The organism is Labrenzia sp. THAF35, assembly GCF_009363595.1.
Taxonomy (GTDB): domain Bacteria; phylum Pseudomonadota; class Alphaproteobacteria; order Rhizobiales; family Stappiaceae; genus Roseibium; species Roseibium algicola.
Map to the genome: position 1 here is coordinate 5,717,850 of NZ_CP045380.1, position 23,967 is coordinate 5,741,816.

At 58.7% G+C, this 23,967-nt stretch carries 23 protein-coding genes; 13 read left to right on the forward strand and 10 right to left on the reverse strand.

Annotated features, from left to right (window positions below):
- The first annotated feature begins 15 nt into the window (after positions 1 to 15).
- From FIU93_RS26260 to FIU93_RS26270, 3 genes are read left to right on the forward strand one after another with little or no spacing between them, the layout of a single operon-like run.
- Positions 16 to 972 (forward strand): HlyD family efflux transporter periplasmic adaptor subunit, encoded by a 957-nt coding sequence (locus FIU93_RS26260; protein WP_023000023.1) that lies wholly within the window; start codon positions 16 to 18, stop codon positions 970 to 972.
- Positions 969 to 1,907 (forward strand): ABC transporter ATP-binding protein, encoded by a 939-nt coding sequence (locus FIU93_RS26265; RefSeq protein ID WP_023000022.1) that lies wholly within the window; start codon positions 969 to 971, stop codon positions 1,905 to 1,907. Before FIU93_RS26260 ends, FIU93_RS26265 begins: the two co-directional genes overlap by 4 nt.
- Positions 1,904 to 3,052 (forward strand): ABC transporter permease, encoded by a 1,149-nt coding sequence (locus FIU93_RS26270; RefSeq protein ID WP_152507216.1) that lies wholly within the window; start codon positions 1,904 to 1,906, stop codon positions 3,050 to 3,052. Before FIU93_RS26265 ends, FIU93_RS26270 begins: the two co-directional genes overlap by 4 nt.
- 237 nt (positions 3,053 to 3,289) lie before the next feature.
- Here FIU93_RS26270 and FIU93_RS26275 read toward each other — a convergent pair whose 3' ends face one another.
- The 5 genes from FIU93_RS26275 to phnD form a co-directional block, all read right to left on the reverse strand.
- The gene (locus FIU93_RS26275) at positions 3,290 to 4,210 is read right to left on the reverse strand and encodes a DMT family transporter (RefSeq protein WP_023000020.1); all 921 of its coding nucleotides are present in this window, start codon (positions 4,208 to 4,210) and stop codon (positions 3,290 to 3,292) included.
- Between the two features lie 311 nt (positions 4,211 to 4,521).
- Positions 4,522 to 5,319: a phosphonate ABC transporter, permease protein PhnE gene (gene phnE / locus FIU93_RS26280; protein WP_023000019.1), complete on the reverse strand. Its 798-nt coding sequence runs from the start codon at positions 5,317 to 5,319 to the stop codon at positions 4,522 to 4,524.
- The gene (gene phnE / locus FIU93_RS26285; RefSeq protein ID WP_023000018.1) at positions 5,319 to 6,113 is read right to left on the reverse strand and encodes a phosphonate ABC transporter, permease protein PhnE; all 795 of its coding nucleotides are present in this window, start codon (positions 6,111 to 6,113) and stop codon (positions 5,319 to 5,321) included. The genes phnE (FIU93_RS26280) and phnE (FIU93_RS26285) overlap by 1 nt, the downstream gene beginning before the upstream one ends.
- The gene (phnC, locus tag FIU93_RS26290) at positions 6,110 to 6,883 is read right to left on the reverse strand and encodes a phosphonate ABC transporter ATP-binding protein (protein ID WP_006939395.1); all 774 of its coding nucleotides are present in this window, start codon (positions 6,881 to 6,883) and stop codon (positions 6,110 to 6,112) included. Before phnC ends, phnE (FIU93_RS26285) begins: the two co-directional genes overlap by 4 nt.
- Before the next feature lie 65 nt (positions 6,884 to 6,948).
- On the reverse strand, positions 6,949 to 7,926 hold the full coding sequence (gene phnD / locus FIU93_RS26295) for a phosphate/phosphite/phosphonate ABC transporter substrate-binding protein (RefSeq protein ID WP_208984471.1): 978 nt from the start codon (positions 7,924 to 7,926) through the stop codon (positions 6,949 to 6,951).
- A 231-nt stretch (positions 7,927 to 8,157) separates the two neighbouring features.
- Here phnD and FIU93_RS26300 point away from each other — a divergent pair, with 231 nt between their 5' ends.
- Together FIU93_RS26300 and FIU93_RS26305 are read left to right on the forward strand one after the other, a co-directional pair.
- Positions 8,158 to 8,910, forward strand: a complete 753-nt coding sequence (locus FIU93_RS26300) for a response regulator transcription factor (RefSeq protein WP_023000016.1) — start codon at positions 8,158 to 8,160, stop codon at positions 8,908 to 8,910.
- Positions 8,907 to 11,429 carry an ATP-binding protein gene (locus tag FIU93_RS26305; protein ID WP_152507217.1) on the forward strand — a complete coding sequence of 841 codons (2,523 nt, stop codon included), beginning with the start codon at positions 8,907 to 8,909 and terminating at the stop codon, positions 11,427 to 11,429. Before FIU93_RS26300 ends, FIU93_RS26305 begins: the two co-directional genes overlap by 4 nt.
- A 34-nt stretch (positions 11,430 to 11,463) precedes the next feature.
- Here FIU93_RS26305 and FIU93_RS26310 read toward each other — a convergent pair whose 3' ends face one another.
- Positions 11,464 to 11,796, reverse strand: coding sequence for a hypothetical protein (locus FIU93_RS26310; RefSeq protein ID WP_139314017.1), 333 nt, complete (start codon positions 11,794 to 11,796; stop codon positions 11,464 to 11,466).
- A gap of 340 nt (positions 11,797 to 12,136) precedes the next feature.
- Between FIU93_RS26310 and minC the strand changes: the two genes are divergently transcribed.
- Genes minC through minE form a run of 3 tightly spaced genes read left to right on the forward strand, consistent with a single transcriptional unit; the run spans position 12,137 to position 14,108 of the window.
- Positions 12,137 to 12,973, forward strand: coding sequence for a septum site-determining protein MinC (minC, locus tag FIU93_RS26315; protein ID WP_023000013.1), 837 nt, complete (start codon positions 12,137 to 12,139; stop codon positions 12,971 to 12,973).
- Positions 12,974 to 13,029: 56 nt separating this feature from the next.
- The gene (gene minD, locus FIU93_RS26320) at positions 13,030 to 13,851 is read left to right on the forward strand and encodes a septum site-determining protein MinD (RefSeq protein ID WP_006939389.1); all 822 of its coding nucleotides are present in this window, start codon (positions 13,030 to 13,032) and stop codon (positions 13,849 to 13,851) included.
- Positions 13,848 to 14,108: a cell division topological specificity factor MinE gene (gene minE / locus FIU93_RS26325; protein WP_023000012.1), complete on the forward strand. Its 261-nt coding sequence runs from the start codon at positions 13,848 to 13,850 to the stop codon at positions 14,106 to 14,108. Before minD ends, minE begins: the two co-directional genes overlap by 4 nt.
- A gap of 35 nt (positions 14,109 to 14,143) precedes the next feature.
- On the opposite strand, the gene FIU93_RS26330 is transcribed toward minE, so the two are convergent.
- Positions 14,144 to 15,613 (reverse strand): diguanylate cyclase, encoded by a 1,470-nt coding sequence (locus FIU93_RS26330; protein ID WP_152507218.1) that lies wholly within the window; start codon positions 15,611 to 15,613, stop codon positions 14,144 to 14,146.
- A gap of 450 nt (positions 15,614 to 16,063) precedes the next feature.
- Positions 16,064 to 17,665, reverse strand: coding sequence for a peptide chain release factor 3 (locus tag FIU93_RS26335; protein ID WP_031268973.1), 1,602 nt, complete (start codon positions 17,663 to 17,665; stop codon positions 16,064 to 16,066).
- A 206-nt stretch (positions 17,666 to 17,871) separates the two neighbouring features.
- Between FIU93_RS26335 and FIU93_RS26340 the strand changes: the two genes are divergently transcribed.
- The gene (locus FIU93_RS26340; RefSeq protein ID WP_152507219.1) at positions 17,872 to 18,354 is read left to right on the forward strand and encodes a hypothetical protein; all 483 of its coding nucleotides are present in this window, start codon (positions 17,872 to 17,874) and stop codon (positions 18,352 to 18,354) included.
- Positions 18,355 to 18,415: 61 nt separating this feature from the next.
- Positions 18,416 to 18,970: a DUF2585 domain-containing protein gene (locus FIU93_RS26345; RefSeq protein ID WP_152507220.1), complete on the forward strand. Its 555-nt coding sequence runs from the start codon at positions 18,416 to 18,418 to the stop codon at positions 18,968 to 18,970.
- Between the two features lie 74 nt (positions 18,971 to 19,044).
- On the opposite strand, the gene FIU93_RS26350 is transcribed toward FIU93_RS26345, so the two are convergent.
- Positions 19,045 to 19,719, reverse strand: coding sequence for a GntR family transcriptional regulator (locus FIU93_RS26350; RefSeq protein ID WP_077290473.1), 675 nt, complete (start codon positions 19,717 to 19,719; stop codon positions 19,045 to 19,047).
- Positions 19,712 to 20,770: a Gfo/Idh/MocA family oxidoreductase gene (locus FIU93_RS26355; RefSeq protein ID WP_075281222.1), complete on the reverse strand. Its 1,059-nt coding sequence runs from the start codon at positions 20,768 to 20,770 to the stop codon at positions 19,712 to 19,714. The genes FIU93_RS26350 and FIU93_RS26355 overlap by 8 nt, the downstream gene beginning before the upstream one ends.
- A 191-nt stretch (positions 20,771 to 20,961) precedes the next feature.
- Between FIU93_RS26355 and FIU93_RS26360 the strand changes: the two genes are divergently transcribed.
- The 3 genes from FIU93_RS26360 (at position 20,962) to FIU93_RS26370 (ending at position 23,962) form a co-directional block, all read left to right on the forward strand.
- Positions 20,962 to 21,975: a TRAP transporter substrate-binding protein gene (locus tag FIU93_RS26360; RefSeq protein WP_023000006.1), complete on the forward strand. Its 1,014-nt coding sequence runs from the start codon at positions 20,962 to 20,964 to the stop codon at positions 21,973 to 21,975.
- A 176-nt stretch (positions 21,976 to 22,151) separates the two neighbouring features.
- Positions 22,152 to 22,682, forward strand: a complete 531-nt coding sequence (locus tag FIU93_RS26365; protein WP_055658483.1) for a TRAP transporter small permease — start codon at positions 22,152 to 22,154, stop codon at positions 22,680 to 22,682.
- Positions 22,679 to 23,962, forward strand: coding sequence for a TRAP transporter large permease (locus FIU93_RS26370; RefSeq protein ID WP_023000004.1), 1,284 nt, complete (start codon positions 22,679 to 22,681; stop codon positions 23,960 to 23,962). Before FIU93_RS26365 ends, FIU93_RS26370 begins: the two co-directional genes overlap by 4 nt.
- The last annotated feature ends 5 nt before the right edge of the window (positions 23,963 to 23,967 follow it).

The window sequence follows — 23,967 nt, forward strand, 5'->3', positions numbered from 1 at the left end:
CATAGGGAGGAATTCATGTCTACACCCCGTCTGCGCAGTGTCCTCGCAGCCACCGTGTGCCTGTTTGCTGCCGGTTGTTACGGTGAAGACGGGAATGTTGCCCTTGGAAACCTCGAGCGAGACAGGGTCGCACTGACCGCAACAGCCAACGAGGTTCTGGTCGAGCTGCCTGTGCCACAAGGAACCTTCGTCAAGAAGGGCACCGTTCTGGCTCAGCTGGACCCGGCTGAACAACAGGCCATCGTCGCCCAGGCGAAGGCAGAGGTGCAGAAGGCCAAGGCCAATCTCGTGAAGCTTGAAAACGGCGCCCGCGACGAGGAGATTGCCAAGGCTCGCGCGGCCGTAGCGGGTGCGAAAGCGGAGCTGGAAGATGCACAGGCTTCGTTCGGGCGCTACGACGACCTGACCGGACGCGGCACCACAAGCCAGGCACAGCTCGACAGTGCCAAGGCTGCGCGCGATGCAGCCGACGCGACCCTGAAAAGTGCGCAGGAACAACTGAAGGAGCTTGTCGCCGGCACAAGACCGGAAGACCTCGACATAGCCAAGGCCGAACTGGAAGCCGCCCAGGCAAGCCTCGCCACCCAGGAAAAGATCCTGTCCGATCTGACCATCACCGCCTCGCGTGATGGCACGCTCGACAACCTTCCCTGGAACCTTGGGGAACGAGTGACGGTCGGCAGTCCGGTCGTTGTGATGCTGGCCGGCGATGCACCCTATGCCCGCGTCTATGTTCCCGAACCGCACCGGGTGAAGGTCAAGCAGGGCGACAAGCTGGAGGTGCGAATTGACGGCCTCGACAAGCCGATCGAAGGCACTGTGCGCTGGATCAGCTCCGAAGCTTCCTTCACGCCCTATTACGCGCTCAATCAATCCGAGCGCGCCCGGTTGATGTATGTCGCCGAAGTGCAGTTGCCCGATAGCGCCAACGACCTGCCAAACGGCGTTCCGGCCCAGGTTGTTCTGCCGTGAGTTCAAACGACGGCGACATCGTGATCCGGGCCGAGGGCCTGGTGAAAAGCTTCAAGGGGTTCCGGGCGGTCGACGGGCTGGATCTGACCATCGAGCGTGGCATGATCTATGGCTTTCTTGGCCCCAACGGCTGCGGCAAGACCACGGCCATGCGCATGCTGACGGGCCTTCTCACGCCGACCGAAGGCACCGTCGAAGTGCTGGGGCTTTCCGTCCCCAAGGATGCCGAGACCCTGAAATACAAGATCGGCTACATGACCCAGGCCTTTTCGCTCTACGGCGATCTGACGGTTCTGGAGAACCTCAACTTCATGGCAACGATCTACGGCCTGCCATCGAAGCGGAAGAAGCAGCGCATTGCCGAGGTCATGGAGCGATATGAATTGAGCGAGCTGGGTGACCGGTTCGCAGGCAAGATGTCCGGCGGGCAACGCCAGCGCCTGGCGCTGGCAACCGCGGTTCTGCACGAACCGCAGCTTCTGTTTCTGGACGAACCGACCTCGGCCGTGGATCCGGAGTCCCGCCGACATTTCTGGGAACAGCTGTTCGACCTGGTCGATGGCGGAACGTCCATTGTCGTGACCACGCATTTCATGGACGAGGCGGAACGCTGCCACAAGATTGCAATCATGGAAGCAGGCCAGAAACGTGCTGACGGGGCACCGAAGGACCTGATGGCGGCAATGGGTGCCAATGTCGTGGAAATCGAAGGCCCCAACCTGCGCGAAATCCGCCGCCGGCTGCTGGGAACCGAAGGCATCATCACCGCGGCTCAGCTGGGCGCACGCCTGCGCGTTCTGGTGCGGGACGACATTGCCGATCCCGAAGCTTTCCTGAAAAACAAGGACGAGACCAACGGTGCCACGTTGATCGAAAAGGTGCGCCCGAACCTGGAAGATGTCTTCGTGACGGCAACGGGAGAAGGCCGACAATGATCAGACCCCTTTCACGGATATCGGCCATCTTCTTCAAGGAGCTCAGCCAGCTGCGCCGGGATCGGATGACCTTCGGCATGGTCATCATGATCCCGTTGATCCAGCTGATCCTGTTCGGCTACGCCATCAACACCAACATTCGCGATATTCCCGTTGCTGTCGTCGATCACAGCCAGACCGGGCTGAGCCGGATCCTGATCCAGATGGTGGAAGCGACACGTGTCGTAAAGGTGACCGAACGCCTGAACAGCATCGAGGAAGCGGAAACCGCGATCAAGGCCGCGCGCGTGCGCGCCGCCTTCATTCTGCCGGACGACCTCTCCCAGAGGGTCGCCCGCTCGCCCGCCGCCAACCTGGGCACCCCGCCTTCCACCGACGAGGAAACCAGCCGCCCTGTTGCCCAGTGGATCGTCGACGGCTCCGACACCATGATCGCAGGTGCCATCAAGTCGCTGCGCAACATGCCGCTGGCCGAATTGAACCGTCAGGCCCCGAACCGGTCGACGCCGACCTTCGAGGTGGCCCTGTTCTTCAACCCGGAACAGCGTACCGCCATCAACATCGTCCCCGGCCTGGTCGGCATCATCCTGACCATGACCATGATCATGTTCACCTCTGCGGCAATCGTACGCGAACGCGAGCGGGGCAACATGGAAATGCTGATCAACACGCCGGTGCGGCCGATCGAGCTGATGATCGGCAAGATCATTCCCTACATCTTCATCGGCCTATTGCAGACGGTGATCATCCTCGGGCTCGGTCACCTGCTGTTCAACGTGCCTTTCGGCGACAAGATATTCGATCTCTTTGTTGGCACATTGCTTTTCATCGGAGCCAGTCTGTCACTGGGCCTGGTACTGTCGACCATCGCCCAAAGCCAGTTGCAGGCAACCCAGATGACGGTGTTCGTGCTGCTGCCGTCCATCCTGCTGTCCGGCTTCATGTTTCCCTACGAAGGCATGCCGGTAATCGCGCAGTATATTGCCGAGGCGTTTCCGGCGACCCATTTCATGCGCATGATCAGAGGGTTCGTCCTGCGGGACGCCGGGCTGCTGGAGCTGCACCGCGACGTGCTCTGGATGTGCGGGTTCTTCGTTCTGGGCATGATCGTCGCCGCTTTCCGTTTCAAGAAACGGCTGGACTGAGGAATGTTTGGCCTGAGGCCGGTTGCTTAGCCAACTGCTGTGGTGACCCGGTTTCCTTCCCCCGCCTCCCTCCCGGCCTCATCCTGAGGAGCGCATTTCTGCGCGTCTCGAAGGATGGGCGGCATACTCAGGAGCAAGTGGCCCATCCTTCGAGACAGCGCTCACGCGCTTCCTCAGGATGAGGTGTCCAATTCGGCAAGCAGGCGTGAACACCAAAACCGGCACTCCCCTCGCCCCCTACTTCGGCTGCGGGCCCGTATCGAAACGCGGGTTGGCGGTTTTCAGGACCGGGGTCTGTACAGAGACATTCTCCCGGCTCTCACGCCACACGACGAAGATACCCGAGGCAATAATGACTGCAGAACCGAGGCCGACGTAGAAATCCGGTGTTTCGGAAAAGAACAGCATGCCGAACAGGCTTGCCCAGAGGATCTGGCTGTATTGCAGCGGTGCCACGACCGCGGCCGGCGCGGCCTTGTAGGCCGAGATCGTCAGGAACTGGGCAATGACCGAGAGAAAGCCGATCGCCGCCATAAGTCCGAGGTCGAGAAGCTCCACCGGCACATAGAAGACCGGCAGCGTCATCGACATGGCCATCATGGACAGGATCATCGGGTAGAGGATCAGGACGGCCGGACGTTCCTTGCCGCCGAGTTTACGCACCAAAATGGTGGAAAGCGAATTGGCGAAGGCCGCTGTCAGGGCGGCTGCATGGCCGAGGGTCAACTCCGTCACGCCGGGACGTAAAACGATTAGAACGCCGATCAAACCGACGATCACGGCAGCCCAGCGCTGCGCCCGCACGGTCTCACCAAGCAGTGGTACCGACAAGGCGGTGATCAGAAGCGGCATGGCAAACAGCAATGCATAGACCTCGGCCAGCGGCAGCGCCGTAAAGGCGTAGAACCCGCAGGACATGGCGATAATGGCCAGGCCTGCCCGCGACAGCACCAGCCAGGGGTGTCTTGGGCGGAAATTGTCGACCGCCTTGTCCGCCAGCATCATCATCGACATCGGCACGAAGGCAAAAAGCATCGTGAAGAAGATGATCTGAAAGACCGGATAGCTGCCACCGAGTTCCTTGATGATGGCGTCATGCGTGGAAAACAGGGCAAATGCGAGAAGCGCGGCGGCAAGTCCCTTGAGCGATTCAGTCATAGGCCGGGCCTTAATGGTGTGATGGCCGCCCGCAGAAACCGGACGGTTGCTGGGCTGGTTCCGGACGTGACGTCTTGTTTCGTCAGCCGAGCGGTGATGGCAAATCAGCGGTTGGTGGCAATGTCTTGCTTCGATCATCACTGAAACGAAGAAAAGTTCAAGAAAGGCCGCTTCGTTTCAGACGGGTTTCGGACCAAATGACGAAGAGTTTCCACAAAGCAAATGGCGCGGCAGAGGTTTCCCGCTGCCGCGCCATCTTTTTCAGTTTGCCAAAACGGCTTTTCAATCCTGGCAACCGGTTCCGGCTCTTTTCAGAGGATCTTGCGCCGCAGGTAGGACGATACGACCTCCCCCACCACCACCAGGGCGATGATGGCCAGGAGCACCATGGAGACTTCCTGCCAGTTGAAGGTATCGATGGCCCCTTGCAGGATCACACCAATGCCCCCTGCCCCGACCAGCCCGAGAACCGTGGATTCCCGCAGGTTGATGTCCCAGCGCAGGATAGTCACCGCAAAGAAGGTCGGCATGACCTGGGGGACGATGGCATAGAGCACCACCTTGAAATGGCTTGCGCCGCACGCCTTCAGCGCCTCGACCGGTTTCGGATCGATTTCCTCGATGGCTTCGCCCAGAAGTTTGCCCAGGAAGCCGATGGAACGGAACATGATTGCAACGATGCCGGCAACCACACCCGGGCCGAAGATTGCCACGAACAAGAGGGCCCAGATGATCGTGTTCACCGAACGCGACGAGACCAGGATGAACCGGCCGAGCCAGAGCGTCAGTGCGTTCGGCGTGGTGTTCTGCGCGGCGATATAGGCCACCGGCAGAGCCAGCACGACCGCCATAGCCGTGGCGATTGTGGCAAGGTTTACCGTCTCCCACAACGCACTCAGAATCTGGTCGAGGTGGGTTGGGTCTGGAGGCACCATGCGGCTGAAAAGATCGCCCATCTGGGTCGGCGCGTCCCACACCCAGGCCCAGATGATGTTGACGCTGCCGAGGGCCCAGGCAACGACGAGTGCAGTCAGGGCAAAGTAGCCGTAGCGCTGAAACCGTTGGGCCGGCGTATAACGCGCCCAGTCTTGGAGCTGTACCTGTTCCATTATGCGATCCGCTTTCTGATTGCACCGCTGACGGCTTCGGAAATCAGGATGGCACCCACGATGACCATGGTGATGGCCAGGGCGAAGTCGTAGTCGTAGCGCCCGAAGGCATTCGCCAGGGTGGCGCCGATGCCGCCCGCGCCAACGATACCGACGACCGCCGAGGCTCTCAGGTTACTGTCGAGCTGATAGATGCCGAGGCCGATCTGGCGCTGCATGATCTGCGGGAACACCGCGTAAACCAGTGTCGACAGGAACGGTGCGCCCGCTGCCTTCATGGCTTCGACGGGCCCCGGATCGATTTCCTCGATCTTTTCGGCCAGCAGCTTGGCAACAAAGCCGATGGAGTAGACGATCAGCGTCAGGACACCCGCGAAGGGACCGAATCCGACCGCTTTCACGAAGATGATGGCGACAATTACCGGATGGAAGCTGCGTGCGATGATGATGACCGCCCGGCCAAAATAATAGATCGGGAGCGGTGCGATATTCCTGGCCGCCATGAAGGCGATCGGGATCGACAGCAGGATGCCGCCGACAGTTGCAAGGATCGCGATCTTCAGGCTTTCCATAAACCCGTCGATGAGCAATTCGCTGCGCTGGAAGCTGGGCGGGAAGGCCCCGCCGAAGATCCGCCCTGCACGGCTCAAGCCTTGCATCATGCGGTCCCAGTCGATCGGCAGCGTCGCAAAGGTGGTCACGATATAGACCGCTATTGCGACATAAAGGCCGTAGCGCAATAGCGGGTTGGCGATAAAGGGCTGCTTGCGCCAGGTATCCCTCGCCGTACTCATGCCGCAGCGCCTTCCATCTGCCGGTCTTCGTGAGGAACACCGGCATAGATCTCGTGCATCGCATCCTTCGTCAGGGCATCCGGCAGATCGTCGAAAATGATCCGCCCATAGCGCATACCGACGATACGGTCGCTGAATTCCTTGGCTTCATTGACATTGTGAATGTTGATGATCACCGGAAGCTTCAGTTCGCGTGCGAGGTCCCGCAGCAGCGTCATGATCTGTTCCGAGGTCTTCGGGTCGAGAGAGGCTGTCGGTTCGTCGGCCAGAAGGATTTCAGGTTGCTGCATCAGCGCCCGGATAACGCCGACACGCTGGCGTTCGCCGCCTGAAAGTTCGTCCGCACGCTTGTTGGCGTAATGGGCGATCCCGACCCGCTCCATGAGCTCATAGGCCCTGCGGATGTCTTCCTTGGGGTAACGTCTCGAAAGCGCTGCCCAGGTCGAGATGTAACCGAGGCGCCCGCTCTGGACATTTTCCATGACGGTCAGGCGGTCGACCAGATTGAAGCTCTGGAACACCATGCCGATGCGGCGGCGGCCGACGCGCAGCTCGCGCTTGCCCAGGCTGGTGAAATCGGTGCCGTTCAGGAAGATCTTGCCGGAGGTCGGCTCGACCAGCCGGTTGATGCAGCGAAGCAGTGTACTCTTGCCCGCACCCGAAGAGCCGATCACGGAGACGACCTCTTCACCGGGAACCTCAAGGTCCAGGTCTTTGAGCACAGGATCCCCGGCCCCGTAACGTTTCACAAGGCTTGTTATCTTTAGCATGTTTTACCTCGATTGAACCGGCCCGCCGGAGTTCAACTCACGGCGGGCCGTCAAAGCCAGTTGTCTTACTTGGCAAGACCTTGCGGCGTGTATTCAACACCGTTGCTGGCCTGGATCTGCCGGATGACAGCCCACTGATCCTTGTAGGTGATGGGGACGAACTTGCTTACGCCCTCGAATTCCTCACCCAGTTTGTTGCCCTTGAAGTCGAAGCTGAAGAACGCTTCCTTGATTTTTTCAACGAGGGCCGGGTCCAGGTCGTGGGCATAGTTGAAGGAGGTTGTCGGGAACGGATCGCTTTCCCAGACAATGCGCACTTCCTCCGGATCGTAAAGGCCACGTTCCGCCATGCGGTCAACAACTTCGGAAGCGACCGGTGCGGCGTCATAGTCGCCGGCAACCACACCCAGCATCGACTGGTCATGGGATCCGGAATAGATGACTTCATAGTCCTGATCCGGCACGACACCGAGGTCCGGGAACAGGGCCCGCGGCGCCTGGTTGCCCGAGTTGGACGTCGGAGACGTGTGTGCGATGCGCTTGCCCTTCATATCGGCAGGCGTTTTGATATCGCTGTCGGCTTGGGTGTAGATCTGAAGGCGGTAGCCGAACTGACCGTCTTCGCTGCCCATGATCGCAAACGGCACGGCACCAGCGAGATTGACGGCAAAAGGCGTCGGGCCGGTCGAGAAGCCCGCGATATGCAGACGGCCGGACCGCATGGCTTCCACTTCAGCCGAATTCGACTGCACGGCGAAGAACTGCACGTCCTTGCCGGTAACGGTTTCCAGATGCTCGATGAAAGGTGCCCAGATGTCGGCGTAAACGGCCGGATCTTCAACCGGAGTGTAGGCGAAGACGAGCGTGTCCGGGTTGCTCAGTTTGGCCGGATCGGACGGGGCATCGGCGACAAGATCGCCATTGGCATCGCAATAGATGCTATCAAGTGCACCCTGGTTCGCGCATTCAGCTGCATAAGCGGACGAAAGGGCAAAACCGGTCACAAAAGCCACGGAACCGAGCCGGGCCAGCATATTTCTCATATTTTCCTCCCATTACAGATCACTCGCGCCTCACAGCGCATCGCACCGCAAGGCTCTTGAAAGATCGACTTCAGCCTAGCGGGATGTGGCGAGGGAAAACGAGCGGCGAAGTGTTAACAGAAGCTGTTGGACAGCCCTATTTTGTTAACAGTGTTACAACCGCCCATGGGCGGGTGAAACAATTGTAACGAGATTCTGGTCTCGCAACCTGGTCCTTGTGTTAGACAGCTCATGAAGGTGCAAGAGAGCGACGGCATGGATGCAAGCGCGACAAGACCGGTGATTGCCATCATCGATGATGACGCGGATGTGCGCGAAACCCTGTCTGCTCTCATGGAGGCAAGCGGGTTTGAACCGGTTGCGTTTCAGGACAGCGACGGCTTCAAGGCGGCCGGCAGTCCCCAGGATTTCGACCTCGCGCTGATTGACCTGCGCCTCAAGGGCGAATCCGGTCTGACCCTTGCCATTCACATTCGCGAAACCAGCGAGCTTCCAATCGTCATGCTGACCGGTGTGGGCGACGAGATCGACAAGATCATCGGCCTTGAGACAGGCGCTGACGACTACCTGATGAAGCCGTTCAATCCGCGCGAACTCGTCGCCCGCATCCGCGCGGTTCTGCGACGCTACGGGCATGGCGTTTCAGCTGCGAAAGCCGGCAAGGATCAGGAGATCATCTTCGGCGACAAGAGGGTGAACCTGAAACGCAGGGAACTGCTTGACGGCAACGGCGACGAGATTCCGCTGACCAATGCGGAATATGTCCTCCTGGAATATTTCGTGAAGAACCCGGACCGGATCATTCCCCGCACGGACCTGATGCGCGAGATCGGCAGCGACATGCAGCGCTATGTCGACCGGACCATCGATGTCCTGATCCTGAGGTTGCGCCGCAAGATCGAGAATGTCCCGTCCAAGCCCGTTCATCTGCAGACCCGCCGCGCACAGGGATACATCTTCGTCCTGCAGGCGGACGGACCATGAGCACGTCCCGGCTCCGCCAGCCCAGCATCCGCTCGCTGCTGCTTTCCTCCATCGGCCTGCTTCTTGTCGTGGTCATGGTTGTCGGGGCCATTGCCCTCATCACTCTCAACAGCGCTGAAGAGCAGCTCGGCACATTTCACGACCAGACCTTGAGCGACGTTTCCGACGCCCTGGAACTTTCCGGCAACGCTTCGAAACTGGCCGCCTCCGCGCCCTTTCTGATGACGCTCAGCCCCAGCTTCCAACTGGAAAGCGAGGCCGAACGAATTCTCGCAACGCTTGATCACATCGAGACACTGGGTGGTGGCGATCCCGACCTCATCAGGCCTCTTGCCCGCATCCGGGTCGCGATCACCGATCTGGCCCGCGCAATGGTTCCGCAAGGCAGGAACGCTGCAGAACTCGCATTGATCGATCAGGATCTGGAGCGCCTTCAAAAACGCTTCAGGAGGCTCGCACAGTCTCGGGACCAATCGCCTGAGGACCGTCAGGACTGGTCAGCCCTGCAGCAATTGGTCATGGCGGCCATCGGTGCGTTGCGCAGTCAGGAGCTGATCAAGGTCGGCGAGCAGCAAAGCAGCTTCCGGCGTATCCGTCAGGACATTGCTTCCAATGCCCCTGCCGCCGTGCTCACAGCCTTGGCCGAGGTCGATGACGCCGTGATGCGGCGGGGCGACCTGTTCTCGCTGCGTTATGCCAGCCTCGCCGCCAAGCTCGATGCCGAAAACGCACTCTTCCGTATTCGCACCGAGCTCGCGCAGGTGAACGCCTACGCCCTTCAGAAGGTGACGGACACAAAGCTGCGGCTTCGCGATTCACGCGACAAGACAACGACCAGCATTACCTTTGCGAAGGCCGTCATTCTTGTCCTGACCGGTATCAGCCTGATTGTTGCCATCGGCTCCGCCCTTTTTGTCTCCCGCTACGTGGTTCGCAACCTGCACCAGATCACCGCAGTCATGCGGCGGCTGGCGGCTGGAGACCTGAAGGCTCGGCTCCCCAAGAAGGCAAGCTCGTCGGACGAAATCGGGCAGTTGTCCGAAGCCTTCCGCAAGTTCCGGTCCAACGCCCTGCGCCTGGAACGGAAAACCAGGGAAGTCTGGCGTCGAAACGAGCTTTTCATCACCGTTTTCCAGAACATAAGCGACGGTGTCGCGGTCCTGTCGCCAACCGGGCAGATCCTGGCCGAAAATGATCGTGTCCGGGAGTTGTTGCGCCTTGAAAGGGCTGGCCGCGGCAAACGCATGACTTTGCCGGAACTTCTGGAAAAGTCACCGTTCGAACGCCGCGCCAATGAAAACGACCGAGCCGGATTTGGCGAATACGCCGACACCACCGGCCGTGTGCTGGAAGTGCGCCAGTCGGCCTTGCCCGACGGCGGCTCGGTTTGGCTGTTTTCCGAAACGACGGAACGCAAAAGGATCGACGAACGGCTGGAAGAAATCCGGCGAGTGGAAAGCCTCGGCAAGGTGACAGGCGAAGTTGCCCATGACTTCGGCAACATTCTGTCCACGATCTCCGGAAATCTTCACATGCTGGAGGGCGAGCTTACCCCCAAGGCCTCCGTGCTGAAGGCAAGGATCAACGATGCCGTCGAACTCGGTGTTTCGCTGATCGAGAGGCTTCTGGCCTTCGCCCGCAAACAACACCTCGCCCCCATCGAAACCGATATCGCCGTGATTGCGGAAGGCATGGAAGACCTGTTGTCGATGGCCCTGCCCGAAACCGTAACGCTGACGATCAGGTGCGACGAAGGCCCGATGCATGCGCGGATCGACCCCGGCCAGCTGGAAAGCGCCATCTTGAACCTGTGCGTCAATGCAGGACAGGCCATCGAAGACCAAGGACATATCGAAATTGCCGTGACGCGGCAGACAGACGGGACGATCTCGCTCTCGGTGAAGGATGATGGCTGCGGCATGGATGCAGATACGTTGCGCCAGGCCGCAGAGCCTTTCTTCAGCGCCCGCGCAAACGGTGAAGGCACGGGCCTAGGGCTGTCCATGGTGCACGGGTTCGCGCACCAGTCAGGCGGCACCATCCACATTGCATCGCAGCCGGGGCGCGGAACCTGCGTAATGTTGACCTTTCCCCAGCAGCCTCGTGGACAAACCGCCCATTCTGTCGAGACCGTGGCCGGGAACGGGATCGGGCACGCTCTTGTGGTTGATGACGACCGGAGGTCGGCAGCTGCGATATCGGACCTCATGACAAGGTTCGGGTACAAGGTGACGACAGAGCATTGTTTTGAGGATGCCAAGGTCAGGATTGGCCGCGACATGCCCTATTCGATCATGGTGACGGACTTGCAGCTCGACAATGGTCACTCGGGCTGGGACCTTGTGGCGAAAGCTCTTGATATGCACCCCGATTGCCGGGTCGTTGCCGTTTCGGGGCATCTGCCACAGGACGACCAGTTTTCAGACAGATTTCCGGAACGTTTTTCGAAGCTGCCCAAGCCGGTGGATGCGGAAGCACTGGCCGAAAAGATCGGGATGCAGCTCAACGCACCTGCCTGAGCAGGCGCGAACCGAACCGAAGGCTCGGTTCAGATCAAACGAAGACCCGTGCCAGTGTCGCGACCGCGAGCGCAGTTGCGGCCCGCTTCGGGCCTGCAAGATCCGACGTGGTTCCGCCAGGCACCATCAGGTTGATCCGGTTGAGGTCCGTTGCATCCAGATGATCGAGATCGGCCGATTTGGCGGCTTCCTCGGCCGACAGGCGGATTTCGTCGAGCATGCGCACAAGGCCCTGCCAGATATGGATAGGAGGAGCCTCGCTCGTATTGCACCAGCGAAGAATTTCATCTTCAGATACATTGAGCACCATCGCAGCCTCACTCGTATCGAGACCGAGATATGTCATCATATCACTGAAGTTACTCATTTTTTCCCCAAGACGCTCTGCGCCCCAAACACCAGAACCTACATTTTGCACTGCAATATGGCAAAAATCCAGTTCTTTACGGGAATTGAGTTAACCAATGCGCCGGCAAAGCAGGCGGGCAGCAACGCAATGCCGCGATTCTTGGCGGTTCTCTTGGTATTTTTGGCAAGAGGGTCCCATTGCAATTGACCAGCGCACTAGGTGGAAGAGCCAATTATCTGAAATATCTGATGAAAATTGATATCGGTGGAAAACGGTCGCCTGCCCGATTGTCCGGTTCGGTTAATGATAGGTTTATCCGACCAAATCAACCTGACCAATTGTGCCGCCGGACTCTTTGATGAAGTTCAAGGGAAAATCCTTCATTGCCATCGTTCTGAGCCCGGAACCGCCCTTCGCGGACTGGTTCCGTGAAATCGACCGGATCATCGAACGCTCGCCGGGATTTTTCATCGATCGGCCCATCATTCTGGACGTTCGGGGAACCAAGATTCCGATTGAAGAGCTGGAACAGCTTCTCGCCGAACTTGCCGAACGCTCGATCCGGGTGATGGGAATCGACGGTGTCGCCGGAACACGCCTGAAAGCCGGCATGCCGCCGAGTTTTTCCGGTGGCCGTCTGGCGTCCGACGTGGATGTCCCGACCCCTGCGAACGCTTCGGCCGTGGCTGGAAACGGTTCTGAAACCGAAAAGCCGGACGCCAAGGACGCAGATGGCTCGGCCAGGAACACAACTGCAAAGTCCAAGAAGACAGCCGCTGAGCCCAAAGCCAAGGTGAGCAAGGCAAACGGTGACAGCGATGTCGAACCGGAAGCGTGGGAAACCTCGCCGGCCAGCATCGCAAGCGGATCTTCCATCGTGATTACCGAACCGGTGCGCTCGGGCCAGAGCATCCTGCATCCGGAAGGCGACGTAACTGTCATCGGCTCCGTGAGTTCCGGCGCCGAAATAATCGCCGGTGGCTCGATACACGTTTACGGCGCCTTGCGCGGACGTGCATTGGCCGGTGTCGCAGGGAAGGATAGCGCCCGTATCTTCTGTTCCAAGCTGGATGCGGAGCTGGTTTCCATCAACGGGCTCTACAAGGTCGCGGACGATTTCGATGGCGCCCTGCGCAACGCACCTGCGCAGATCCGCTTCGAAAACGAGACCCTCGTCTTTGAAGAGCTGAACTAACCACAGGGCCGGCTGCAGAAGGCCGCCGGACTGACAACAAAAACAGGACGAACACCATGAGCAACGCTACTGTCGTTGTGGTCACGTCAGGCAAGGGCGGCGTGGGCAAAACCACCACCACCGCAGCTATCGCCTCGGCGCTTGCCAAAGAAGGCTACCAGGTCTGCGCCATCGACTTCGACGTCGGGTTGCGCAACCTCGACCTGATCATGGGTGCGGAACGGCGGGTCGTGTTCGACCTCGTCAACGTGGTGCGCGGCGAAGCTTCGATCAAACAGGCGCTTGTACGCGACAAGAAGCTGAACAACCTCTACCTGCTGCCGGCCTCCCAGACCCGGGACAAGGACGCATTGACCGAAGAGGGCGTTGCCAGCGTCATCAGCGAATTGCGGATGTATTTCGACTGGGTGATCTGCGACAGCCCTGCGGGCATCGAACGCGGCGCGACGCTGGCCATGCGCCATGCGGATGAGGCCATCATCGTGTCCAACCCGGAAGTGTCGTCCGTACGCGACTGCGACCGGATTATCGGCCTGCTCGACGCGAAGACCAAGATTGCCGAAGACGGCGGCCGGATGCCGAAGCACCTGATGATCACCCGTTACGACACCGAGCGTGCCAAGACCGGTGACATGCTGGCAACCGACGATGTCGTCGACATTCTCTCCGTGCCGCTCATCGGCGTCGTGCCGGAAAGCAAGGACGTGCTGAAAGCGTCGAACGTCGGACTGCCGATCACGCTGTCGGACGAAAATTCGCCTGCCGCAAAGGCCTATACCGAGGCCGTGCGCCGTCTGCTGGGTGAAAATATCCCGGTCACAATCCCTGAGGAAAAGAAGGGCCTGTTCGGCAAGTTCTTCAAGGGGAGGGCCGCATGAACATCCTGAGCCTCTTTGGCAAAAGAGGTGAAAGTGCCTCTGTTGCCAAGAACCGGCTGCAAATTCTGCTGGCGCACGAACGGGCCGACGACGGCTCCGACGCGGTCCTGATCTCAAGTCTGCGGGAAGACATCCTTGCCGTCGTGGCAAAGCGCGTTGCGATCGACCCGGACTCCGTCCGTCTCGAAATGGATAGGACCGGTGACGTCACCACGCTCGGCATCGATATCGAATTGCCGCCAGCGAAAGCCTCCTGACGTTCAAGACCGGCCTTCTGGCCGGTCTTTTCCTATCAGCCTGGCTGAGCTGCCGATTGAATGGGGACATGCCGGAAATCCAGCAGGTCGGAAGAATAGACCGCGACCTGTGCCCTGCCCCGCCGTTTCGCCGAATAAAGTGCAACATCCGCCTGGCGAAGCAGTTCCGAAGGCTTGTGCGAAAAAGCGACGCCGACACTGGCTCCGAAGGTATAGGTAGCACCGTCCAGGTTCACCGGCCGGCTGAGCTGTTCCACGATCGCCCGGCTTGCCGAAAGCACCCGCTCGCGCCGTGCCCTGCCGAACACAATGACGAACTCATCCCCGCCCAGCCGAACCACCGTGTCGTCCGCATTGACAAGGCCGGTCAAAGCTTCCGCGACATGCAAAAGTACCAGGTCCCCTGTTTCATGGCCGTAGGTGTCGTTTATTTCCTTGAACCGATCAAGGTCGACATAGAGCAGCGCGTGACCGTCCGCCAACGGCTTGACGTCCTGCAGGAGCGCCAGCTTTTCATCCAGCAATCGCCTGTTGCCCAACCCCGTCAGAGGGTCGCTCCTGACCTGATTGGCCAGCAGTTCCTTGACCTTGTCCGCCTGGTGTTTGGCTTCCGCAAGCGCCCGGACCGTATCTGTTGCACGGTGGAAGAACATGCGCGCTGACAAGTACATGCCGAGATAAACCACCAGCACCCCAAGGGCCAGAAGAGGCAACATCCGAAATCCGGCCAGTTCCGGGTTCCAAACGAAAAACCCGAGGTGCCGCCTGTCCACGGTCTCAATGTCGTATCCAGCCTGCCAGAAGGCCGGGGGTATTTGCGCCAACCCAAGACCGGGCAAGTGATATTTCTCCGCCATATCCGCCAGGACTGAGGCATTGATAGGCCGTGCGAAGACCAGCACATGATCGGTACTGGTGTCGCTGTCCTCTGTGTAGGACGTCAGCAAAACAGCGCTGGCGAGGTAAAGCGTCTCAAGGTTCCCAACCAGACCTGTTGCCGGAACCGGCGCCTCATCCTGCGGCGTATTTCGGGCATCGGCAATCAGAACGCTCATCGAAGGCCCATAGCGAACCCGCAAGTCCGTATTGGCGACCTTGCCTTCCACCACATGAACCTTGGGCTGGTTGTTGCCATCCAGCAGGTGGATCCCGTCGATCTGCAGTTCTTCCTGCATGTAGTCGACAAAGGTTTCCCGTATCCAGGTCATGTCAAAGGATTCGACAAGGTTTTCGACCGCGTCGTTCCAATAGCCGTACTCAAGCGTGATGTCCGCCAGATGATCGGAGCGATCGCCAAGCATAGCCGTGAAAATATGTTCTGAAGATCGGATGGAATTTCGGTCAAGGGTCCAGGAAAGGAACGACACAAACGCCATCAGGCTCACCGCGCTGATGATCACGGTTATCCAGAACGGCTTGGACAGACGGCGGATTTCTACCGCTTGCGCTTCGCCCTTGGCCTTTTGAAGCGGCGGCGAACCATGCCCGACAGGCTCGTATCGCACTTGCTTATTCGCTCTCTTAGCTGCATTCCAGCTGGAATACCTATATTCCGGCAGCTGCAAGTATCCTAGAGAAGCCTTTGAGCACTATCAACACAAGAAATATTATTTAAAATCAATACTTAGCCAAATATTTCACAAATACTCGACCTGAAAGACAATCACCGTTAAAAATTACAATAAATTATCCTCAAAACAACTTTCATGAATACGCATTAGTCACGAGCCAACTTCTGAAACTCGAAATCGTTTCTTGTGAAAAACCCAAGCGAGATAACATAGCCCCCCCGTGGACAGCGCACGGTTCGTGGGGCGCGGCAAAGCCCCGGATGAAGGCTGAGGCCAACCAGGTGGTCCGGCGCCCATGCTCATTCCTCTCAGCCCCTGAGGTCGCCCCAGCTCAATGACACTGAGGTTCAGTGGAGGGAAAAAGGCTGGAGCTGGATTTTCCGGTTACGCCTCGTAGACGATCTCGCGGGTTTCGCGGAATTTCACGTCCGGGAACTTTTCGGTTACGTGACCGATTTCCCAGGCGTTCTTGAACAGGAACACCGGCTTGTCGTCACGGTCGTTGGCGATCGACATGCGGTGGCCTTCCAGCATCTTCTGCAGGGTCTGGCTGTCTGTTTCGATCCAGCGGGCGGTGGTGTAAGGCACTGCTTCGAAGCCGATTTCAGTGCCATATTCCGCCTTCAGCCGATCCACCACGACATCAAGCTGCAGTGCGCCGACCACGCCGACGATCCAGTTGGAGCCGAGATCCGGTTTGAAGATCTGCACCAGACCTTCTTCTGCCAGGTCCTGAAGGCCCTGGCGCATCTGTTTGACGCGCATGGTGTCGGACAGGCGTACGCGGCGCAGGATTTCCGGTGCGAAGGCCGGCAGGCCGGTGACGTGGATGTTCTCGCCTTCGGTCAGGGTGTCGCCAACACGCAACTGGCCATGGTTGGGAACACCGATGACGTCGCCCGGATAGGCAAGGTCGGCGATTTCCCGTTCCTCGGCAAAGAAGAAGATCGGTGCGGAGACGGCAATCTGCTTGTCGGCGCGAACGTGCTTCAGCTTCATGCCGCGCTTGAAGGTGCCGGAGCACAGGCGCACGAAGGCAATGCGGTCGCGGTGCTTGGGGTCCATGTTTGCCTGCACTTTGAAGACGAAGCCGGTGACCTTGTCTTCCTGCGGCATGATTGTGCGCCCGCCGGTCGCCGGCTGCGAATGCGGCGGCGGGGCGAAGTCGGCGATGAAATCGAGCACTTCCTCGATGCCGTAGTCGCGCAGCGCCGAGCCGAAGAAAACCGGCGTCAGGTGACCTTCCAGGAAGCTTTCCTTGTCGAATTCGGCGTAGCCTTCCGCACCCAGTTCGACGTTCTCGGTCAGTTCATCCATGATCCGGTCGAACACGGTGCCGGTCAGGACCTCGTCATCAAGACCGGAAACGTCCTTGGTCTGGGTAAAGGCACCACCGCGCTCGCCGTCGGACGTGTGGAATTTCTTCTTCTGCCAGTCATAGACGCCGAAGAAGTCCGAGCCCATCCCGACGGGCCATGTCTGCGGAGAGACGTCGAGAGCCAGTGCCTCCTGTACCTCGTCCAGAATCTCCAGCGCATGCCGGCCTTCACGGTCGATCTTGTTGACGAAAGTGATGATCGGAATGTCACGCAGGCGGCAGACTTCGAACAGCTTGCGGGTCTGTGTTTCGATACCCTTTGCAGCGTCGATCACCATGATGGCCGCATCGACCGCAGTCAGCGTGCGATAGGTATCTTCGGAGAAGTCCTCGTGGCCAGGCGTGTCGAGCAGATTGTAGACGATGCCCTTGCGCTCAAACGTCATGACGGAAGACGAGACGGAAATGCCGCGTTCCTGCTCGATCTTCATCCAGTCGGACCTTGCACGGCGGCGTTCGCCGCGGGCGCGCACTTGGCCCGCCGCCCGGATCGCGCCGCCTGAAAGCAGCAGCTTTTCGGTCAGGGTCGTCTTACCGGCATCCGGGTGTGAAATAATCGCAAAGGTGCGCCGGGACTGATAAGGCGCCGTGCCGTTTAGGCCAGTCATGAAGATCTCCTGATCCGCTTCCGGTCTGGCGAGCCGCGCAAACGCGCCGGGAAAACCGGGGCGCAACTTAAATCTCAGAGCCGGTTGGATTGTTGTTTCGTTGGCGCAAGGTCATAGAGAGAATCCTGCAAAATTTCCAGCGCGAATATGACAAGTGGCATTGAAGGGAATAAAACCAATTGTTTGGTATTTGATTAGGGCAACAAATGACATTTCACATTGCTAGGTGTTCGGTCGCCATCTCAGTATTTTCGTTTGTTGTCGGACTATGGATAGCGCTGGGCATTTTATCAAAACCTGCTTTCAGCCAAACGATCGCAAGTTCGACGTGCCCCTTAACGTGGATCAACACTATTGAAATGGTGGCAAAAGCCCGCGCGAGCCAACCGATTGCCTCCAAGGGTGTGCTTGTGTCCGGTATCGATGGCGAGGTTTACAACTGCCTTGACGAGAAAGTACCTGCAAAAGAATTGAAGGAAATAGCACGTGCTCAGAGGTCGCTTGCGCAGGTCATGGCAGAAACTCGTGCAGAAGATCCGAACGAGTACCTTGGGTTATGCGATTGTGGTTTATACAAAAGTCAGACGGGCTTCAAAATTAATATCTGTAACCTGCCGTATGACGAAATCGAACTCAAGACCGTACATTGCACCAAGCGGCTCGAAATATATTTGAAAAATCTTCAATAGAAGCGAGCAAAGTTTCCGCTCTCCCAATCCCTCTTTTCATTCCGACTAGGAACTCAGCCCCGTGAGCAACCGCAAATGCCTGATCGTCGGCATCGCGATGATCGCCGTCACCGCCACCATCCTTCTCGCCATGGGGCGGATCCCGATCTGTGATTGCGGCTATGTCCTGTTGTGGACACCGGCCAGCGATGTCGCCGGTTCCTCGCAACATATCGCCGACTGGTACACGCCCTCGCATATCATCCACGGCTTCCTGTTCTATCTGTTCCTGTGGCTGGTCTTCAGACGCAGTTCCGTCGGTGAGCGCGCGCTCGGAGCGATCTTCATCGAAGCAGCCTGGGAAATCGTCGAGAACAGCCCCTGGATCATCGACCGGTACCGCGAAGCGACCATTGCCGTTGGTTACACCGGTGACAGTGTCCTGAATTCCGTCTTCGATATTCTCTGGATGCTCGCCGGCTTCTTTTTTGCCTGGCGCATGCCGGTCTGGATCACGATCCTGGTCGGGATTGCCTTCGAACTGCTTGCACTCTGGGTGATAAAGGACAATCTGACGCTGAACGTTCTGATGCTGGTCTACCCGGTCGAGGCGATCAAGGTCTGGCAAGGCGGATAGGCACTGCCACCTGTTGCCACCCCTCCTACGCCGTTATCGTTGAGCCTGACGAGAGAAATACATCCGAGTGAAGCTCAGAGCTGAAACAGCTTGTGCTTTTTCAGAAGCTCGATCAGCACCTCGCGGGCATCCTGGCGATGAAGATGGTGGCGCTGGCGTGCCGCCTGGGCGTCACCCTTGCGGATTGCGTCGAAGACCGCCCGGTGGTCTTCGTTGGACTTGACCGGCAGCGGGCGAATGTAAAGCGTCATGGCGCGTGCCCGGCGTACCTGATTGGACATCATCGAGACGATGGACTGGACACGCGAATTTCCACCGAGGCGGACAAGCTCCGTGTGGAAGGCATCATCGGCTATCGCCCAGGCTTCCCGGTCCTCACGCTCCAATGCATCTTCCATGGCCTCGATCGCCTGCTTGAGATCCGCAAGATCCATTTCCGAATAGCCTTTTTCAGCGGCTTCTTCGGCAGCAAGACTCTCCAGTTCGGTCAGGATGGCGTAGATTTCCTCCATGTCCTTCAACGACAAGGTGGCGATGCGAACACCCTTGCGTGGTCGCACCTCCAGAAGGCCTTGCTGGGCCAGCATCAAGGTTGCCTCGCGCACCGGTGTGCGGGACATCCCAAGCCGGTCGGCAAGTTCGCTTTCGAGATGATCGGAGCCTGCCGCCAGTTCACCGTCAAAAATGAGCTGGCGGATCTGTTCCATGGCCTGGGTGGTGATGGTCTTTTGTTTCGGAGCCTCAAGCACAGTCAAACTCCCGGATTTTCTGCCCCTTGCGGTCCGACTCATAGATGGCCTGTTCGATTGCAATCACCTTCAGGTAGCTCCGCGCCTCGTTTTCCAGCGGCTTTCCATCCAGGAGACCGTCTACAACATGGCTTATCAGATTCTTGACGCAATCGCCGCCAAAGCCAGGCCAATCCTGTGCCGCCAGCAGAAGAGTTTCGTCCTTGTCGCCGAAATGGCGCAAGCGCACCGAGCCGTCGCCTTTCAATGTCAGCGTTCCCCGAGTGCCCTCCAACAGAGCTTCACCAAGTGTGGTTCTGCAATTTTCGGCGGCGTGGTCCAGAAGTCTGTTGCCGTCGAAGAGCGCTCTCACCCCGTTTGAATAGTCGAAAATGAAATAGCCGGCGTCCTCTCCCTTGATGGCCGGGTTGAGCCTGCGAAGATCCGCATAGACCGCCTCGGGCTCGCCGATCAGGTAGCGAAACGTATCGATCCAGTGAACGCCGGTTTCATGGATCAGCAACCTGGGCATTTCCTGAAAATACGGCTGCCGGTCCAGATAGGCCTTCGGCCCCTGCCCGTCCCCTGTGCGCAGTCGGAAAGTTACCTGAAGCAAATCGCCAAGCAGTTGCCGTTCCAGAGCCTGTCGGATTGTCCGGTACCAGGGCTGGAAGCGGAAGTTTTCATGGATGACGATGATCACGCCGGCTTCTTCTGCCAGCTTCGTTGCCTTCCGGGCTTCCTCGAGCGAGGTACAGAACGGTTTCTGACAGATGATCGTCTTCACCCCCTTCCGGATGGCAAGCTCGATGGCGCTGAAATGCGTCGGCGGTGGCGTGATGATGTCCAGCAGATCGGGTTTCGCCATCTTCAGCATGCACTCCAGATCACTGAAGGCAGTCAGTCCAGTGGCCTTCGCCTTCGCGGGATCCTGATCACAGGAACCGACCAGCCGAACCCGTTCGACCCTGCGCCAGGCATCATAGTGAAACTGGGCAAAGTAGCCCGCTCCAAGACAGGCAACGCGTAACGTGTCCGAGACGCCCAGGTCTTTTGCAGAGCCTTCGTTCATCTTTTTTCGTCCTCCCGCACACTTCTGAAATCGGCAGAAGACCCGAAGGCTTTCCCTGTTTCGAAGCGGCAATTCCATCATCGGATTTTTGATAGTCGACATTAGCGTCGTTGACAAGGGATTGGTTAGCGTATACGCAATCGAATGTGTAAATTGATACGGCCTTGGAGCGGCCGTGGGAGGAGATTGAAATGCTTGATAAGAAATCCTTGAGCCGCCTGCTGATGAGCGCGGCAATTCTCACAATGGGCATGAGCGGCGCGCAGGCTGTCGAAACCTTGCGATTCAGCCATACGGACAACCCTGGCGGATCCCGTCAGCAGGCTGCAGAACTGTTTGCGGAGAAGGTCGCGGAATATACGGACGGCCGTTACGAAGTTCAGATCTTCCCGTCCGGATCGCTCGCAAACGATCCGAAAGCCATTGAACTGCTGCAGCTTGGCGGCATCGACTTCACGGTCTCGGCCACGGGCAGCTACGCCACGCACATGCCGACGCTGAACCTCACGGCCATGCCGTTCCTGGTCGACACCTACGAGCAGGGTTGGGAACTCTATGACAATTCCGAATGGCTGCAGGGAGAATTCGCCAAGCTGCCGGAAAAGGGTTTCCGGGTACTGTCGACGTGGGAAGCCGGGTTCCGCAGCTTCACCACCAACGAACCGCTGAATTCGCCAGAAGACGCCAAGTCCATGAAAATGCGCGTCTTCCCGAACGACATGATCCGCTGGTCGATGGAAGCCATCGGTTTCCAGACAGTCGTCATGCCGATTACCGACGTCTACATTTCCATTCAGCAGGGCATCGTCAACGGCCAGGAGAACCCGGTCGACACCATCAAGTCACTGCGGTTCTATGAAGTTGCGCCCTACATCACGCTGACACGCCACGTCTACAGCCCCCTGCCCCTGACGGTGGCCGAAAAGACCTGGCAGTCCTTTTCCGACGAAGACAAGGAAGCCGTGATGAAAGCTGCAGCCGATTCCGCAGCCTTCAGCCGGAACCTCGTCAAGAGTTCGGTCGAAAGCCAACTCACGGAAATGCAGGAATCCGGCGCCACGGTCAGCGTTCCCGATATCGCGCCGTTCCGCGAGGCGGTGCAGTCGGTCTACGCAAAGGCCAAGGATGTCTACGGCGAGGAAGCCGTGGACCAGATCCTGTCGGATGCTGCAGCGATCCGCGAAAAACTCCCGGCCCAGAACTGATCAGGCAACGAGATCAACGCACGGGTGATCGAGCCGGTTGCCCGTTCAACAGTTGATCGTTTCTTGTGGGTCGGAGCGCCGAACGGCGTTCGAAAGAACGCAGGGTGCTCCGGGGCTCAACTGCCGGAACCGCACGTCACGCGGCGGTTCCGGCCCTTTTCAAGAAGAGACGACCCTTGGATTACCGAGATCACTATCCGGCTGCGCTTCGCTGGCTCAGTCACCTGGTCGATATATGCCTGGCGCTCGGCGGCTTTTCGATCGTCACCCTGGTGTTCTGCAACGCCTGGCTTCGCGGCTTCGCCGGCTTCGACCTCGCATGGTCGCTGGAAGTGACCAGCTTCCTGCTGCTCTGGAGCACCTTCATCGGTTGTGCGGCAGCGGTTGCCCGGGGCGCGCACATGCGCGTTACCGAAGTTGTCGAGAAACTGGTGCCGCTGACGGGTCAACGTGTCTTGTCGATCGCAATCGACGTGATCATCGTCGTCCTGCTGCTCAGCCTGATCTACACCGGTGTCAATATCTCGGTCCACACCTGGGCACAGAAGACAACCGTTCTCTACTGGCCTGTCGGGCTGCTCTACGCGTCCATGCCAGCCGGCATGACACTGACCCTGATCTTCCATCTCTTCAACATGGTCTACGACCTCAAAAATCCTGTCGTTCCTCATGCAGCGCACTCAGATGGCGGCGAGGCCCTCTCATGATCCTGATCTTCGTTGTTGCGGTCTTCCTGACCTCCGTTTTCATCGGCATTCCGCTGGTCTGGGCAATTCTGATCACCGCTGTCCTGCCGATCATCGTCTTTGACCTCGGTTACCCCTTGCAGGCGCTGTTCCTGAATTTTATCGGCGGGGTGGAGCCGAACCACTTCCTTGCGATCCCGCTCTTCATCGTCGCCGGGGAAATGATGAGCCGCGGCGGTGTCGGCCTGCGCATCATCGGCTTTGCAAGGGCTGCCTTCGGCTTCATGGCAGGCGGGCTCGGCATGGTCGTCGTCGGCGCCTCCATGATTTTCGGCGGCATTTCGGGTTCGGCCATTGCCGACAGTGCAGCCATCGGTTCGGTCATGATCAAGAACATGTCCCGCGAGGGTTACAACACCGCCTTCGCCGCCGGTCTGGTGGCTGCAGCCGGGACGATCGGCATCATCATCCCACCATCCATTCCGATGCTGATCTACGGCTTTGTCGGCAACGTTTCGGTTGCCGATCTCTTTCTCGGTGGCATGGTTCCCGGCATTCTGTTTGGCGCCCTGTTCATGGCGGTTTGCTATTATGTCGGCAAGACCACCAAGTGCGACCCCGGTGGGCGCACCACGACCTTCAAGGAATTGACCAGTTCCTTCATCGGTACCGCCCCTGCCCTGTTCATGCCGATCGTGATCCTCGGCGGCATATTCACCGGCTGGGTAACCCCTACGGAAGCCGCGGCCCTTGCCGTCGTCTACGGCCTGTTCGTCACAACTGTTGTCTACCGGGACTTCAAACTCCGCGATCTGCCGCGTCTTCTTATCGACAGCTTCGTCACCAGCGCGGTGGTGATGGTCGTGATCGGTGCAACGACAGTCCTTGGCTGGCTGATCACGCTTGAACAGATGCCCCAGATCCTGGTCGGTTTCGTGCAGGCGTTTTCAACCGGACCCTGGATGTTCCTGTTGCTGGTCAATGTCGTGCTTCTGGTCCTCGGTCTCGTTCTCGATCCGGTTCCTGCAATCCTGCTGACGGCACCGCTGTTCCTGCCGACCGCGCAAGCCTTCGGTGTCGACCCGGTCCATCTGGGTGTGATCATGACCTGCAATGTGGCCGTCGGCCTGTTCACACCTCCGGTTGGCGCAACGCTTTATGTTGCCTCGCGGATATCCGGCGTCGGTGTTTTGTCGATCGCCCGCAACATGGCACCGCTCTACATAGCCGCAATCGCCGCCCTGCTCGCCGTGACTTACATACCCTTCCTGTCGATGGGTATGGTGAACCTGTTCCGCTGAGGAGA